The sequence below is a fragment of the Pseudomonas sp. MPFS genome (assembly GCF_022537035.1).
Lineage (GTDB): Bacteria > Pseudomonadota > Gammaproteobacteria > Pseudomonadales > Pseudomonadaceae > Aquipseudomonas > Aquipseudomonas sessilinigenes.
This window is the reverse complement of the sequence record NZ_CP066123.1, coordinates 4720962-4738813: the sequence shown is the minus strand read 5'-3', so window position 1 is coordinate 4738813 and position 17852 is coordinate 4720962. Positions and strand designations below refer to the sequence as shown.

The 17852-nt window shown below is 63.1% G+C and carries 2 protein-coding genes; both read left to right on the top strand.

All coding sequences use genetic code 11. The features are described 5' to 3' along the window. The first annotated feature begins 112 nt into the window (after window positions 1-112). Entirely contained in the window at window positions 113-11260 is an 11148-nt protein-coding gene (locus I9018_RS21580; protein ID WP_241107470.1) for a non-ribosomal peptide synthetase, read from the top strand. Further along, on the top strand, window positions 11260-17847 hold the full coding sequence (locus I9018_RS21575) for a non-ribosomal peptide synthetase (protein ID WP_241107469.1): 6588 nt from the start codon (window positions 11260-11262) through the stop codon (window positions 17845-17847). The genes I9018_RS21580 and I9018_RS21575 overlap by 1 nt, the downstream gene beginning before the upstream one ends. The last annotated feature ends 5 nt before the right edge of the window (window positions 17848-17852 follow it).

Sequence of the window (17852 nt, the reverse complement as noted above, 5' to 3'; positions counted from 1 at the left end):
GCATTGGTCGTTTGGGCGGTGCGCGGAGTTAATTTTTCCGGGGCTTCATCCGTTCCGTAGGGATGACTGGGCTAGTGCCCGATACCCAACAAGTAAGTACGGATGACTCCCGATGAATGCAGAAGACTCCTTGAAGCTCGCCCGCAGATTCATTGAACTGCCGCTGGAAAAGCGTCGGCTGTTCTTGAAGGCGCTGGACAAGGAAGGTGTCGATTTCTCTCTGCTGCCTATTCCTGCGGAGGTCGCTGTACCTGGCCGCCAGGCGCTGTCCTATGCGCAGCAGCGCATGTGGTTCCTTTGGCAGCTCGATCCGCAGAGTGCCGCCTACAACCTGCCGAACGCTGTCCGCCTGCGAGGGCCTTTAGATCGCGGGCTGCTGGCCCGGGCCTTCGATTGGTTGCTGGACCGCCACGAGAGTCTGCGCACGGTGTTTCGTCTGGAAGAAGACGAGCCTCGGCAAGTCATCCTGGAGGCCCGGGTGGCTATCGACCACCAGGATCTGTGTGGGCTCGCTCCCGAGCAGCGCGAGGCTGAAGTACAGCTGCGGGCCGATGCCGAGGCTCGCCGGCCTTTCGATCTGCAGCAAGGGCCGTTGCTACGGGTTTGTGTGTTGGAGTTGGGCGCGCAGGAGCATGTCATGCTCCTGACCTTGCACCACATCGTTGCTGATGGTTGGTCGATGGGGGTGCTGATCGAGGAATTCCTGCGTGCCTACGATGCTTTGGTCGAGGGTGAATCCCTTGATGTCCAGGCCTTGCCGATCCAGTACCGCGACTATGCCTTGTGGCAGCGCAGCTGGCTGGAGGCGGGAGAGCAGGAGCGGCAGTTGGAGTACTGGCGGGCGAAGCTTGGGGACGAGCATCCGGTTCTGCAACTGCCGACCGATCATCCGCGCCAGGCCCATTCCAGCCGTCAGGGGCGCCGTCTGGACCTCGACCTGGACCCTTCCCTGGCCCAGCAGTTGGGGGGCTTGGCCCGCAAGCAGGGAGTGACGCTGTTTGCCGTATTGTTGGCTGGGTTCAAGCTGCTGCTGTCTCGATACAGCGGTCAGCAGGATATCCGTGTCGGTGTGCCGATCGCCAACCGCACGCGCCAGGAAGCCGAAGGCTTGATCGGCTTTTTCGTCAATACCCAGGTGTTGCGTACGGAGTTGAGCCTGCAGGTGACGGTCGAGCAATTGCTGGCCGATATCCGCGAGACCACCCTGGGTGCGCAGGCTCATCAGGAGTTGCCTTTCGAACGCCTGGTGGAGGCGTTGCAGCTGGAGCGCAGCCTGAGCCACAGCCCCTTGTTCCAAGTGCTTTACAACCATCAGCCGCAAGTTACCGAACTGGCCGCCTTGCGCAGTCGTTCGGGGCTGGAGGTACAGGCACTGCCACGCAACGAGCGAACCGTACAATTCGACCTGACGCTGGATACCTTCGAGCGTGGTGGTCGCCTGCAAGCGGCTTTTACCTACGACTGCCAGCTCTTCGAGCAGTCGACCATCGAGCGCATGGCGGGGCATTGGCAGAACCTGCTGTGGGCGATGGTGCGCGAGCCGCACTCGGCGATTGCCGAGCTGACGCTACTCGATGCCGGCCAGGTCCGCGAAACCCTGGATCGGGGCGCCGGAATGGTCCAGTCATTCAGCGCCGATTCGGTGCTCGACCTGTTCAGTGAGCAGGTTCGTTTGCAGCCCGATGCGCCGGCCCTGGTATTCGGTGAGCGCGTATTGACCTACCGCGAGCTGGAACAGCAAGCCGATCGACTGGCCGTGGCTCTCCTGGCGCGTGGAGTGGGGCCGGAGGTGCCGGTGGGCATCGCCGTGGAGCGCTCGCTGGAAATGGTGGTCGGTTTGCTGGCGGTACTCAAGGCCGGTGGTGCCTATGTGCCGCTGGACCCGCAATATCCCGAACAACGCCTGGGCCATATGCTCGAGGACAGTGGCGTGCGTCTGTTGTTGAGCGAGTCCCGGGTCCAGGATCGTTTGCCCGTGGCGAGCCAGGTCGGTGTCCTGTTGCTGGACCGCCCGGATAACTGGGCCCCGATTGTCGGCCATTCGGCCACGCTACCGCGGGTCGAGGCGGCGAACCTGGCGTACTCGATCTACACCTCAGGTTCCACTGGCACGGCCAAGGGGGTCAGCATTTCCCATGGAGCCCTGGCCAACTACGTGCAGGCGATCATCCAGCGCCTGCCCCTGGGGGCTGCGCGCAATATGGCGGTGGTCTCGACCATTGCCGCCGACCTGGGGCATACCACGTTGTTCGGCGCCCTGTGCTCCGGTAGTTGCCTGCATATCATCGATCTGGATACCGGCTTGGATGCCGAGGCCTTTTCGGCCTATCTGCATGTGCAGCAGATCGACGTGTTGAAGATCGTCCCTTCGCATCTGCTGGCGCTGATGGGGTGCGAGCAGCCGGCGCGTTCCTTGCCAAGGCAGTGCCTGGTACTGGGAGGGGAGGCTTGCCCCACCGGGCTGGTCGCGAGAATCAAGGCATTGGCACCAGAATGCGCGGTGTTCAACCACTACGGCCCGACGGAAACCACGGTGGGCGCCCTGACCATGGCCGCTGACGTGGTGGATGATGCGCGGGCTGTGGTGCCCCTGGGATTGCCCCTGGCCAACGTGCGTGCCCATGTACTGGATGCATCGTTACAACCGGTGGCCGCTGGCACTCCTGCCGAGCTCTACGTGGGCGGAGCTGGGCTGGCGCGTGGCTATCATCGCCGGGCGGCATTGACTGCCGAGCGCTTTGTCCCTGACCCCTTCAGCGATGGCCAACGCCTGTACCGGACCGGGGATCTGGCGCGTTACCTGGACGATGGCATGCTCGATTACCTGGGGCGAATCGACCATCAGGTGAAGATTCGTGGTTACCGTATCGAGCTGGGTGAGATCACCTCTGCCCTCAAGCAACTGCCCGGGGTCGAGGATGCGGTGGCGCAGGTGGTGCGGCCGGCCGATGAGCCGCAAGTGGCGGCCTATGTCGTACTGGCCGGGGGGCTGGTGGCGGAGGAGGCCTGGCAGGAGATTCGCCGGCAACTGGCCACAACGTTGCCGGACTACATGGTGCCCATGCATTTCGTGGCGCTGGAGCACATGCCACTGACTCCGAACGGTAAGCTGGATATGCGGGCACTGCCTGCGTTGCAACAGCAGGTATCGGTCGAGGTCCATGTGGCGCCGGTCAGCGAACTGCAACAGCGGATTGCGTCGATCTGGCAAGAGGTACTCAAGGTCGAGCGCGTAGGCCTGGGTGACAACTTCTTTGCCCTGGGCGGCCATTCATTGCTGGCGACCCAGATTATCTCTCGCGTGCGGCGGCTGTTGTCGGCTGATGTGCCCTTGCGCGTGCTGTTCGAGACGGCGCGCCTGGACGAGTTCGTCGAGCAGGTGCAGAACTGTGCCGCCGCTAGCCTGCCGGCCATCGAGGCCGTGCAGCGTGGGGTGCCGCTGCCGGTGTCCCATGCCCAGCAGCGGCAGTGGTTGTTCTGGCAGATGCACCCGCACAGCACTGCTTATCACACACCGATCATCGTGCGGCTCCAGGGGGTATTGGACCCGGAGGCACTGCGGCAGACCTTCCAGGTCCTGGTGCAGCGTCATGAAGCCTTCCGCACCACTTTTACCCAGAACCAGGACTCCCTGTGCCAGGTCGTACACCCTCAGGGCGAGATTGCCCTGGCTTGGGAGAGTCTTGCCCCGGGCCTGTCCCACGAGGCGATCCGGGCTCGCGCCCTGGCAGAGACCCAGGAGTTGTTCGATCTGGAGCGCGGGCCGCTGTGTCGGGCCCGCGTCCTGCAGATTGCGGAGCAGGACTGCCTGTTGGTGGTGACGCTGCACCACATCATTTCCGATGGTGCATCCATGAGTGTGCTGGCGCGGGAATTCGTTGCGCTCTACCGCGGCTTCGTCCAGGGACATGTTGCGCAGTTCGATGAGTTGAGCGTGCAGTACGCCGACTATGCCAGCTGGCATCGGGCCTGGCTCGAGCAAGGAGAGCAGCAGCGCCAGCTGGACTACTGGCGCGAGCAACTGGGGTTGGAGCACCCGGTGCTGGAGCTGCCGGTGGATCACCCGCGCCAGGCGCTGGTCAGCCATCGGCAGGAGCGTTTGGGGTTGCGTTTGCCGGTGGATCTGGAGCAAGGGCTGCGCCGCTTGGCGCAGGCCCACGACATGACGCTGTTCCAGCTGTTCCTCGGGTCCTTCGCGCTCTTGCTCCATCGCTACTCGGATCAACCGGATATCCGCATCGGGGTTCCGGTGAGCAATCGACGCCACCAGGAAATGGAAGGCGTGATGGGTTTCTTCGTCAACACCCTGGTCATGCGCGTCGACCTGGCGCCGAGCCTCGTCGTAGGGCAGTTGCTGCGCCAGGTGAAGGCGACCGCGTTGGCCGCCCAGGCCCACCAGGACCTGCCATTCGATCGCCTGGTGGATGCCCTCAAGCCGCAGCGTGCGCTGGACCAGAACCCGCTGTTCCAGGTGATGTACAACCATTTGAGCATCGCCGGAGAAAGTACCGATGGCACCAGCCTGCCAGGGCTTGTGGCGCAAGAAATGGTCCTTCAGGGCGGCACGGCGCAATTCGACCTGACCCTGGAGACCCTGGAGACTGACGCGGGGATCAATGCATCGTTCATCTACGCCGGCGAGCTGTTTGAGGTTTCGACTATCGAGCGTCTTGCCGATCATTGGCGAAACCTGCTGCAGGGCATGCTCGAGCCGCAGCAAGCGATCGGCGAGCTGCTGATGCTGAACCAGGACGAGCAGCGGCGCATTCGCCAGGAGTGGGACCACACCGATGTGGTCTACCCGACTCACCGCTTTGTCCATCAACTGTTCGCCGACCAGGCGGCCAAGGCCCCGGATGCGCCAGCGGTGTTCTTCGCCGAGCAGCGCCTGAGCTATCGCGAGCTGGATACGCAAGCCAACCAACTGGCGCACAAGCTGATCGAGCTGGGAGTGGGCCCGGAGGTGCGGGTGGCCATTGCCATGCCGCGCTGCGCGGAGATCATGGTGGCCTTCCTGGCGGTGCTCAAGGCCGGCGGGGTCTATGTGCCGCTGGATATCGAATACCCCCAGGATCGCCTGCGCTACATGATGCAGGACAGCGGCGCGTGGCTGCTGCTGACCCAGGATCACCTGCTGGAGCGCTTGCCGATCCCGGACGGTTTGCCGACCCTCAGCGTCGAAGGCGCGGCGGATTTTGCGGCCTATCCTGCGACCAGCCCGGAGGTGGATCTGGCCGAGGAAAACCTGGCCTATGTGATCTACACCTCCGGCTCCACCGGCTTGCCCAAGGGCGTGGCGGTGTCCCATGGCCCGCTGGCCATGCACAGCCTGGCCACCGGCGAGCGTTATGAAATGAGCCCGGCGGACTGCGAGCTGCATTTCATGTCCTTCGCCTTCGACGGCTCCCACGAAGGCTGGATGCACCCGCTGATCTACGGCGCCAGCGTGCTGATCCGCGACGATAGTGTGTGGTCGCCGGAATTCACCTACGAACAGATGCATCGCTACGGCGTCACCGTCGGTGTGTTCCCGCCGGTGTACCTGCAACAACTGGCGGTACACGCCGAGCGCGACGGCAACCCACCGGCGGTGCGGGTCTACTGCTTCGGCGGCGATGCCGTGCCCCAGGCCAGTTACGACCTGGCGTGGCGGGTGCTGCGTCCGAAGTACATCTTCAACGGCTACGGCCCGACCGAGACGGTGGTTACGCCGTTGATCTGGAAGGCTAAGGCGGGGGACCCGTGCGATGCGGCTTATGCGCCGATCGGCAACATCGTTGGCAACCGCAGCGCCTACGTGGCCGATGCCAACCTCAACCTGTTGCCGGTGGGCGTGGCGGGCGAGCTGTACCTGGGTGGCCTGGGCGTAGCCCGGGGTTACCTGGATCGTCCGGGGCTGACGGCGGAACGCTTTATCCCTGACCCCTACAGCACCACCGGTGCCCGGTTGTACCGCAGCGGTGACCTGACGCGCTACCGTACTGACGGCCTGGTGGAGTACGTGGGGCGTGTCGACCACCAGGTCAAGGTGCGGGGCTTCCGTATCGAACTGGGCGAGATCGAAGCGCGCCTGCTGGAGCAGGACCCGGTGCTGGAAGTGGCGGTGATCGCCCAGCCAGGGCCGAGCGGCCAGCAACTGGTGGGCTACATCGTGCCAGTGGACGCCGAGGTGGCATCGAGCAACGAGCGCCAGGCGCAACTGCGCGAGAGCATCAAGGCCCGCCTGCGGGAAAGCCTGCCGGACTACATGGTGCCGACCTACCTGCTGTTCCTCGAAGCACTGCCGCTGACACCGAACGGCAAGCTGGACCGCAAGTCGCTGCCGAAAGTCGATGCGCAGCTGATGCAGCAGACCTACGTGGCGCCGCAAAACGAGCTGGAACAACAGATCGCCGCGATCTGGGCCGATGTGCTGAAGCTTGAGCAGGTGGGCGTCACCGACAACTTCTTCGAGCTGGGTGGCGACTCGATCATCTCGATCCAGGTGGTCAGCCGTGCCCGCCAGGCGGGAATCCGCTTCACCCCCAAGGACCTGTTCCAGCACCAGACGGTGCAGGGGCTGGCCACGGTGGCGGAGCAGGGCGAGGGTGGTTTGCAGATCGACCAGGGCCCGGTGCGTGGGCAGATGCCGCTGCTGCCGATCCAGCAGTGGTTCTTCGAGACACCGGTACCGGAACGGCATCACTGGAACCAGTCGGTGCTGCTCAAGCCATTGAAGACCCTGAGCGCCAAGGCATTGGAGCAGGGGTTGCATGCCTTGCTCGAACATCACGACGGCCTGCGGCTGAATTTTGTTGAGAAAACCCCAGCCTGGGTCGCAACTTATACGCCGCTGGGGCAAGTGACCTCGGCGCCGTTGGCAGCGATGCAAACCGATGCGTTGTTGTGGCTGGCGGACAATGTCACCGAAGGTTCGCTGCCATCCTTGTGCGATGCGGCGCAACGCAGCCTCGAGCTGCAACAGGGGCCTTTGCTGCGTGCAGTGCTCTTCACTCTACAAGACGGCTCCCAGCGCTTGTTGCTGGCTATCCATCACCTGGTGGTGGATGGAGTGTCCTGGCGAGTGCTGCTGGAGGATCTGCAGCAAGCCTTGGCGCAGCAAGCTGCCGGGCAAGCCATCAAGCTGCCGGCCAAGACCAGTTCTTTCCAGTCTTGGGCTGGGCAATTGCAGGCCTATGCCGGCAGCGCGGCGTTGCAGCAGGAGCTGGGTTACTGGCAGGCGCAGCTACAAGGCGTAGAGTCGGACTTGCCCTGTGATCGGGCCACCGGCCAGACAGTGCTCCAGGATGCACTGAGCGTCAGCACCGAGCTGGACCAGATTCATACCCAGCGTTTGTTGCAAGATGCCCCAGCGGCTTACCGCACCCAGATCAATGACCTGCTGCTCACTGCACTGGCCCGGGTCATCACCCGCTGGACCGGCCAGGACAGCGCCCTGGTGCAGTTGGAAGGCCACGGCCGTGAGGAGCTGTTCAACAGTATCGATCTGAGCCGCACCGTGGGTTGGTTCACCAGCGTGTTCCCGGTGAAGCTGACGCCGCAGCCGGCCCTGGCCGACTCGATCAAGTTCATCAAGGAGCAACTGCGCGCGGTACCGAACAAGGGCCTAGGTTTTGGCGTCTTGCGTTACCTGGGGGATGAGGCCGCACAACAGACCCTGGCTGCGCTGGCGGTGCCGCGCATCACCTTCAACTACCTGGGTCAGTTCGACGGCAGCTTCGACGAGCCGGATGCCTGGTTTGCCCCGAGCGCTGAAGCCAAGGGTCGCGATCAGGACGCCCAGGCTCCACTAGGCAACTGGTTGAGCATCAACGGCCAGGTCTATGGCGGCCAATTGAAACTGGGCTGGACTTTCAGCCAGGCCATGTTCGATAGCACGACCATCCAGTGCCTGGCGGATGACTACGCCCGAGAGCTCAAGGCGCTGATCGAGCATTGCAGCCAGCCCGAGCACCGCGGTGTAACCCCTTCGGACTTCCCGTTGGCGGGCCTGAACCAGCAGCAACTGGACCAACTGCCATTGGCGCTGGCAGAGGTCGAAGACCTCTATCCACTGTCGCCGATGCAGCAGGGCATGCTGTTCCACACCCTCTACGAGCAGGGCGCGGGCGATTACATCAACCAACTGCGGCTGGACGTGGATGGGCTGGAGCCTGAGCGTTTCCGCCAGGCTTGGCAGGCGGCCATCGACAGCCATGACATCCTGCGCAGCGGTTTCCTCTGGCAGGGCGAATTGCCCGCGCCGATCCAGGTAGTGAGCAAGCGCGCCCACCTGGACTTTGTCGAGCATGACTGGCGGGCAACCGAGTTCGCGCCAGCAGCCCTGGATGGCTTGGCCGAGGAAGAGCGCCTGCGTGGCTTCGACTTGCTGGCCGCGCCGCTGCTACGCCTGACCTTGGTGCGTACCGGTGAGAAACGCCACCACCTTATCTATACCAACCACCACATCCTGATGGATGGCTGGAGCAACTCGCGATTGCTGGGTGAAGTGCTGCAACGCTATGCAGGACAGTTCGCCAGCCAGGTGCCCGGGCGCTATCGCGACTACATCGCCTGGCTGCAACGTCAGGATGCAACGCTCAGCGAGCATTTCTGGAAGCAGCAACTGGCGACCCTGGATGAACCGACCCGGTTGGCCCAGGCCATTAGCCGTAGCGATCAGGCTCCGACTGGCCAAGGCTACGCCGCCTATCAGCAGCACCTGGACCTGCAACAGACCCAGCGCTTGAGCGAGTTCGCTCGACAGCAGAAGGTCACGGTCAACACATTGGTGCAAGCGGCCTGGTTGCTGCTGTTGCAGCGCTATACCGGACAGGACACGGTGGTGTTCGGTGCCACGGTGTCTGGCCGCCCGGCGGAACTCAAGGGCGTGGAGCAGCAGATCGGCCTGTTCATCAATACCTTGCCGGTGGTGGCCGCGCCACGTCCGGACATGCCGGTCGGCGATTGGCTGCAATTGGTGCAGGAGCGCAACCTGGCCCTGCGCGACTTCGAGCACACACCGTTGTACGAAGTACAGCGCTGGGCCGGTCTGGGAGGCGAGGCTCTGTTCGACAACATCCTGGTGTTCGAGAACTACCCGGTATCCGAGGCCCTTGCGCAAGGCGCTCCGGCGCAATTGAGCTTTGGCGTAGCTGCCAACCATGAGCAGACCAACTATCCCCTGACGCTGTCGGTCTACCTGGGGCAGACCTTGGCGTTCGACTACAGCTATGCCCTGGAGCATTTCGGCCAGGCGAATATCCAGCAATTGGCGGCTTATCTGCAGCAGTTGCTGATGGTCATGGTGGAGCAGCCGCAATGCAGCATTGGCGAACTGTCTTTGATCGGCGCCACCGAACGTGGCTTGATCGAGCAGCAGCGTAGTCGTATCCCGGCGCGACATCTGTCGCCGCTCTGCGTCCAGCAGTTGGTCGAGGTCCAGGCCGAGCAGACTCCGGATGCGCTGGCACTGCTATGCGCCGGCCAGCAACTGGGTTACGGCCAGCTCAACCAGAGGGCCAATCAGTTGGCCCACAAGCTGATCGAACTGGGCATCGGTCCGGATGTCCGGGTTGGTATCGCGGTGGAGCGTGGCTTGGAGATGATCGTCGGCCTGCTGGCGGTGCTCAAGGCGGGCGGCGCCTATGTACCCCTGGACCCTGAATATCCCCAGGATCGCCTGCACTACATGATGCAGGACAGCGGGATCCAGCTACTACTGACCCAGTCGCCGTTGCTGGAGCGCCTGCGCGGGGCCGTAGAAATACCCCATCTGTGCCTGGACTCGTATCAGCAGGGCTTTGAAGGCTATTCCCTGGAAAATCCATCGCCACGGGCGCAAGCCGACAATCTGGCCTATGTGATGTACACCTCGGGTTCCACTGGCCGGCCCAAGGGCGTGGGTATCAGTCATAGCGCCTTGAGCCAGCATGCCCAGGTTTCTCGTGATTACTTCAACATGAGTGCAGCAGATCGTGGCCTGCAGTTCTCGACCTTCAACTTCGACGCCTTTGTCGAACAGCTGTATCCGGCACTGATCTGCGGCGCCTCGGTAGTGATTCGCGGCAAGGAGCTGTGGGACAGCGAAACCTTCTACCGCGAGTTGATCGAGCAGGGTATCAGCATCGTCGACTTGAGCACCGCCTACTGGTTCATGTTGGGCAAGGATTTTGCTGCTGGTGAACCCCGTGACTTCGGGCGCCTGCGCCAGCTCAACCTGGGTGGCGAAGCGATGGCGGCCGAAGGTGTGGCGGCCTGGAAGAAGGCCGGCTTGAAGCACGCCTGCCTGCTCAACACCTATGGGCCCACCGAGGCCACGGTGAGTGTTACCACCCATGACTGCAGTCGCTACCTGCAGGACGGTGAAGCCCTGCCAAGCCAGATCCCTCTGGGCAAGGGCTTGCCGGGTCGCTCCATCTACCTGCTGGACAACAGTGGCAACCTGACCCTCAGCGGTGCCACCGGCGAGCTGATGATTGGCGGTGAGCTGCTGGCTCGTGGTTACCACGATCGTCCGGGGTTGACGGCGGAGCGCTTCATTCCTGACCCGTTCAGCACCGATGGTGGGCGCCTGTACCGTTCCGGCGACCTGGCCCGCTATGACGCCGATGGCGTGGTGGAGTACGCCGGGCGCATCGACCATCAGGTGAAGATCCGCGGTTTCCGTATCGAGATGGGCGAGATCGAAGCGCGGTTGTTGGAACAGATGCAGGTGCGCGAAGCAGTGGTCCTGGCCCAGGAGGCGGCTGGTGGGCCACAACTGGTGGCTTACTTGGTGGCGGCCGCCGGCGTCGCAGCGGATAGCCAGGAAGACCAGGCGCAGTTGCGCGAGCAACTGAGAGCGGCGCTCAAAGAGGTGTTGCCGGACTACATGTTGCCGGCCCACTTGCTGTTCCTCGAGGCCTTGCCGTTGAGCCCCAACGGCAAGCTGGACCGCAAGGCCCTGCCACAGGCAGATGCCAGCTTGTGGCAGCAGGCCTACATAGCCCCAGAGAGCGAGCTGGAACAACAGGTCGCGGCGATCTGGGCCCAAGTGCTCGAGGTCGAGCAGGTGGGTATGAACGATAACTTCTTTGAACTAGGTGGACATTCCTTGTTGGTAACTTCGATGGTCTCTCGAGTCCAGCTCAAGCTTGGACGTCAGGTCAGCGTGCAGATGGCGTTTGAATTTCCAACCCTGGGGCTGTTCGTCAACCAGTTGCAACAGGCTGCTGGTCAGGTGCAAAGCGCCGACCTGAGTGCGCTGGAGCTGTTACTTGACGAAATGGAGGCTGTGTAATGGACAACACCACCGCGTTGAAAATCGTCAAGGGCTTCATCCTCTTGCCCTTGGAGAAGCGCCAGGTCTACCTGCAGAAAATGCTCGAACAGGGCATCTCCCCGGCCAACCTGCCGATTCCCGAGGTACGGCTGAGCCAGGAGCGCATACCGCTTTCCTATGCCCAGCAACGCCAGTGGTTCCTCTGGCAACTGGCGCCGCAGAGCACTGCCTATCACATTCCCAAGGCTCTGCGACTGCGTGGAAAATTGAATGTCGAGGCCCTGCAGCGCAGCTTCGACAGCCTGATCGCCCGGCATGAAAGCCTGCGTACGCATTTTGTCGAGGATGAAGATGCGGCAGCACAGGTGGTCGCCCCCGAGGCGTCCCTGGAGTTGGTGCGCCAGTCGCTGCCGGCACAGTCGAGCGAGCTGCAGATCAACACGGCCGTGCAGGACTTCGTCCAGGTCCAGACCCGGCAGTTGTTCGACCTGCTGGCGGGGCCGCTGCTCAGGGTCGGCCTGTTGCAAGTGGCCGAGGATGACCATGTGCTGGTCATGACCCAACACCATATCGTTTCCGATGGTTGGTCGATGCAGGTCATGGTGGAGGAGCTGATCGCGCTCTATATCGGTTACTGCCAAGGGCAGCCGGCGCCGTTGCCGGCGCTGCCGATCCAGTATGCCGACTACACCATTTGGCAGCGCCACTGGATGGAGGCCGGTGAAAAGGAGCGACAACTGGCCTACTGGACTGCGCAACTGGGTGGCGAGCAACCCTTGCTCGAGCTGCCTCTGGATCGCTCGCGCCCCGCGGTGCAAAGCCATAGGGGCGGGCGCCTGGAGCTGATTTTGGAGCAGCCGTTGAGTGCAGCCCTGAGCAGCCTGGCCCAGCGGGAAGGGGTGACCCTGTTCATGCTGTTGCTGGCTTCTTTCCAGACTCTGCTACACCGCTACAGCGGCCAGGCCGATATCCGCGTCGGTGTGCCCATTGCTAACCGCAACCGGGTCGAAACCGAGCGCCTGATCGGCTTCTTCGTCAACACCCAGGTGCTCAAGGCCGAGATCGACGGACAGATGTCCTTCAGCCAGTTGCTGCAGCAGGTGCGCCAGACCGCCCTGGCGGCGCAGGCGCACCAGGACCTGCCTTTCGAGCAATTGGTGGAGGCCTTGCAGCCGGAGCGCAGCCTGAGCCACAACCCGCTGTTCCAGGTGATGTTCAATCATCAGGTGGAAGCGGCGGGCACAGGTAAACCCCTAAACCTGCCGGGCCTGAGCATCGAGGCCCTGGATTCCCAGGGGCAGTCGGCGCAGTTCGACCTGACCCTGGACACCGTGGAAACCCAGGGCCGGATCGCCGCGTCCCTGGTCTATGCCTGCGATGTGTTCGACGCCGCCACCGTCGAGCGCCTGGCCACCCATTGGCGTCAGTTGCTGCAAGGCGTGGTCCGCCAGCCGCAGCAGCGCATCGGCCTGTTGCCCTTGCTCGAGGCCGATGAGCAGGCGCAGATCCTTGGCCAGTGGAACCCGCAGCAGCAGGCATTCTCTTCCCGGGCCTGTGTCCATCAGCTTATCGAGGCCCAGGCCGCCAGGGCGCCTCAGGCCATGGCTCTGACCTTCGGCGGACAGAGCCTGGACTACCAGCAGCTCAACGAGCGGGCCAACCGCCTGGCGCACAAGCTCATTGAACAGGGCGTGGGGCCCAATGTCCTGGTGGGGCTGGCGGTGGAGCGCAGCCTGGAGATGGTCATCGGCTTGCTGGCGATTCTCAAGGCTGGCGGTGCCTATGTGCCGCTGGACCCGGCTTATCCCCAGGATCGTCTGCAGCACATGATGCATGACAGCGCCATTGCGCTGCTGCTCACCCAGGAGCACCTGCAGCAGGGTTTGCCGGCGTTTGCCGGCCGCACCTGGTTGCTGGAGCAGCCACTGGACGGCTATCGGACCGACAACCCCGAAGTTGGGGTAACACCCGAGGACTTGGCCTATGTGATCTATACCTCCGGCTCCACCGGCAAGCCCAAGGGCACCTTGCAACCGCACCACAACGTCCTGCGTCTGTTCGCGGCTACCCAGGCGTGGTTCCAGTTCGGCTCCGAGGATGTCTGGAGCCTGTTCCACTCCTATGCGTTCGATTTCTCGGTCTGGGAGATCTTCGGTGCCTTGCTGTACGGCGGGCGGTTGCTGATCGTGCCTCAAGAGGTGGCGCGTTCGGCCCAGGACTTCTACCCGTTGCTTTGCGCCGAGGGCGTGACCGTACTCAACCAGACGCCGTCGGCGTTCCGTCAATTGATGCACGTGGCCTGTAACGCCGAGCCGGAGCATCGGTTGCGCTACATCGTGTTCGGTGGCGAGGCCCTGGAGGTCAATACCCTGCACCCCTGGTTCCAGCGTTTCGGCGATCAGCGTCCTCAGCTGGTGAACATGTACGGCATCACCGAAACCACGGTGCATGTGACCTACCGTCCATTGTCCCGGGCGGACCTGAGCCTGGCGGGAGCAAGCCCAATCGGCGAGCTGATTCCCGACATGTCCTGGTATTTGCTGGACGGCAACCTGCAACCGGTGCCCAAGGGCTGCGTCGGTGAGTTGTATATCGGGCGTGCCGGGTTGGCTTGGGGCTACCTGAATCGCGGTGACTTGAGCGCAGCGCGGTTTGTCCCGGACCCGTTTGGTGAGGTTGGTGGACGGCTCTACCGTACCGGCGATCTGGCGCGCTACCAGGCAGACGGTTCGATCGGCTACATCGGTCGTATCGACCATCAAGTGAAAATCCGCGGTTTCCGCATCGAGTTGGGGGAGATCGAAGCGCGGCTGCTGGAATTGCCTAGGGTACGCGAGGCGGTGGTGCTGGCCCCGGAGGGGCCGGACGGTCCGCAGTTGGTGGCCTATGTGGTGCCCGCTGGCCTGGATTGGAACAGCCAGGATCTGGTCTCGGAGCAACTGCCGCTGCGGGACGATATCAAGGCCGGGCTGCGCGAGCATCTGCCGGGTTACATGGTTCCGGCTCATGTGCTGTTCCTCCAGGCGTTGCCTCTGACTGCCAACGGCAAGCTCAATCGCAATGCTTTGCCGCCCATTGATGGCAGCCTGTTGCAGCAGGCTCATGTGGCCCCGCGCAGCGAGCGCGAACGACAAGTGGCCGGAATCTGGGCCCAGGTACTGAAACTGGAACAGGTTGGCTTGAGCGATAACTTCTTCGAGCTCGGCGGCCATTCGCTGCTGGCCACCCAGGTGATGTCGCGTATCCGCCAGGAACTGGGGATCGAAGCGCCGCTCAAGCTGCTGTTCGAAGGTGAGTCGCTGGAAGATTTCGTCCGCCTGCTGGGGCCGGAAACCACCCAGCAACTCCAGTCGATTTCCCTGGTAGATCGGCAACAGCCGCTGGCGGTGTCCTATGCCCAGGAACGCCAGTGGTTCCTCTGGCAGCTGGATTCTGACAGCAGCGCCTATCACATCCCCATGGCCCTGCGCCTGCGTGGCGATCTGGATAGCCAGGCCCTACAAAGCAGTTTCGATGCCTTGATCGCCCGCCATGAAAGCTTGCGCACGCACTTTGTCGAGAGCGCCCAGGGCCTGACACAGGTGATCGCGGCCCAGGCCCGCTTGCCCATCAGCCAGCAGGACTTGTCCCTGCTAGTGGAGGCCGGCAACACCGATGACTTGATCAAGCAGGTCATCGACACCCAGGTACGTCAGCCGTTCGACCTGCGCCAGGGACCGTTGCTGCGGGCCACCCTGGTGCGCCTGGCAGCGGACGAGCATGTACTGGTGCTGGTCCAGCACCACATCGTTTCCGATGGCTGGTCGATGCAGTTGATGGTGGAGGAACTGATCAAGCTCTATGGCGCCCATAGCCAGGGGCAGCAGGCCGAGTTGCCGGCGCTGGCGGTGCAGTACGCGGACTACGCGGCCTGGCAACGGCAATGGATGGAGGCCGGTGAGCGCGAGCGGCAGCTCGATTACTGGTTGCAGCAACTGGAAGGCGGCGCCCAGGTGCTGGACCTGCCCCTGGATCATCCGCGGCCGTTGCAGCAAAGCCACAAGGGCGCGCGCCATGGCATCAGCCTGGACGGCGCCTTGCCGGGAGCCCTGAAACTGCTGGCCCAGCGCGAAGGGGTCACGCTGTTCATGCTGTTGCTGGCCTCGTTCCAGGTACTGCTGCATCGCTACAGTGGCCAGGCGGACATCCGCGTCGGGGTGCCGACTGCCAACCGCAACCGGGTCGAGACCGAGCGTCTGATCGGCTTCTTCGTCAATACTCAGGTGCTCAAGGCCGAGGTCGACGGGCAACTGAGCTTTAGCGACTTTCTGCGTCAGGTCAAAGGCTGCGCCCTGGATGCCCAGGAGCACCAGGACCTGCCCTTCGAGCAGTTGGTGGAGGCCCTCAAACCGGAGCGTAGCCTGAGTTACAGCCCATTGTTCCAGGTGATGTTCAACCATCAGGCCGCTGTCCGTCAGGATGACCAGGGCTTGGTGATTCCCGGCTTGCAAGTGCAGATGCTCAGTGGCGAGGAGAGCAGTACCCAGTTCGATCTGACGTTGGATACCTTCGAGTCCGACGATGGCCTCTGGGCTTCCATGACCTATGCCACCGACCTGTTCGAGGCGTCCACCATCGAGCGTCTGGCCCAGTCCTGGCTGCAGTTGTTGCAAGGCATTGTCCAGCAGCCGCACCAGCGCCTGGGAGACTTACCGCTGTTGGGTGCTGCCGAGCAGAACAGACTGCTGCACGAGTGGGCCCCGGTCGCCGGTGAGTTCCCTAGCGATGGCTGCGTGCAGCAACTGGTCGAGGCCCGGGTGCAGGCTGCCCCGGAGGCAGAGGCCCTGTGGTTCGCCGGCCAGTGTCTGAGTTATCGGGAGCTTAATGCCCGGGCCAACCGCCTGGCGCACAAGTTGATCGAACTCGGTGTCGGGCCTGAAGTACGTGTTGGCGTGGCCTTGCAGCGCACCCCTGAAATGGTCATGGCGCTGCTGGCGGTGCTCAAGGCCGGTGGCGCCTATGTGCCCCTGGACCCGGACTATCCACAGGATCGCCTGGAGCACATGCTGCGCGACAGTCAGGCGCAGATCCTGCTGACCGAAAGCGCATTGCTGTCGCTGCTGCCGTCCGTGGAGTCCTTGCAGACCCTGCAAGTGGATGCCCAGCCGGGCTGGCTGGACGGCTACTCGATAGACAATCCGACGCCGCGAGGTGCGCCAGACAATCTGGCCTACGTGATCTACACCTCCGGCTCCACCGGGTTGCCTAAAGGTGTGGCGATTGCCCATCGCAACGTGCTGGCGCTGATCGACTGGTCGCAACGTGTGTACAGCAGCGAAGACCTGCAAGGGGTGCTGGCCTCGACTTCGATCTGCTTCGACCTGTCGGTGTGGGAGCTGTTCGTGACCCTGTCCAGCGGCGGCTCCATCGTCCTGGCCCGCAACGCCCTGGAGCTGCCGGAGCTGGTGGATCGTGATCGGGTGCGCTTGATCAACACCGTGCCCTCGGCGATTGCCGCGCTGCAGCGCAGCGGGCAGATTCCGCCTAGCGTACGGATCATCAACCTGGCGGGTGAGCCGCTGAAACAGGCCCTGGTGGACAGCCTCTACCAACAGGCGGGGCTGGTGCATGTCTACGACCTGTATGGCCCTTCGGAAGACACCACCTACTCGACCTACACCCGGCGCGAGGCGGGAGGGCAGGCGAATATCGGCCGGGCCATCAGCAATACCCAGAGCTACATCCTCAGCCCGGACCTGCAACCGATGCCGGTGGGCAGTGCCGGTGAGCTGTACCTGGCTGGTGCCGGGGTGACTCGCGGTTATCTGGCACGCCCAGGGCTGACCGCCGAGAAATTCGTGCCCAATCCGTTCTCCAGCGACGGTGGCCGGGTGTACCGCACCGGCGACCTGACCCGTTACCGCGCCGATGGGGTGATCGAGTACATCGGCCGTATCGACCATCAGGTGAAGATTCGCGGCTTCCGTATCGAACTGGGGGAAATCGAAGCGCGGCTGGTGCAGCAGGCAGCGGTGCGCGAGGCTTTTGTCCTGGCTCATGACGGTGAGAACGGCCAGCAACTGGTGGCTTATATCGTGCCGAGCGATGCCGCAATGGCGGTGGCAGGGGAAGTCCAGGCGGCCCTGCGCGAAAGCATCAAGACTGCGCTGAAGGAACACGTGCCGGACTACATGGTGCCGGCGTACCTGCTGTTCCTGGAGGCGCTGCCCCTGACCCCGAATGGCAAACTCGACCGCAAGGCCCTGCCCAAGGTCGACGCCCAGCAGATGCAGCAAGTCTATGTGGCGCCGCAGAGCGAACTGGAGCAGCAGATTGCGGCGATCTGGGCCGATGTGCTGAAGCTGGATCGGGTGGGCATGACCGACAACTTCTTCGAGCTGGGCGGCCATTCCCTGCTGGTGGCCCAGGTGGTGACCCGGGTCAAGCAGCAGTTCGGCGTGGATATTCCCATCAAGTCGCTGTTCGGTGCGGAGAGCCTCGCGGCCTTTGTCGAGAAGGTTCAGGCCCTGCGGCAGACAACTTCTTCGCTGCAGGACGAATTAGCTAAATCTTTGGAGGCTCTCAAACGTTTATCTCCCGATGATCTTGAAAAAATAATTTCTTAGGAGAG

What these genes read in the sequence shown, in the direction of transcription:
- I9018_RS21580 (WP_241107470.1), top strand. Translation starts at nt 113, where the DNA reads ATGAATGCAGAAGACTCCTTGAAGCTCGCCCGCAGATTCATTGAACTG.
- I9018_RS21575 (WP_241107469.1), top strand. Translation starts at nt 11,260, where the DNA reads ATGGACAACACCACCGCGTTGAAAATCGTCAAGGGCTTCATCCTCTTG.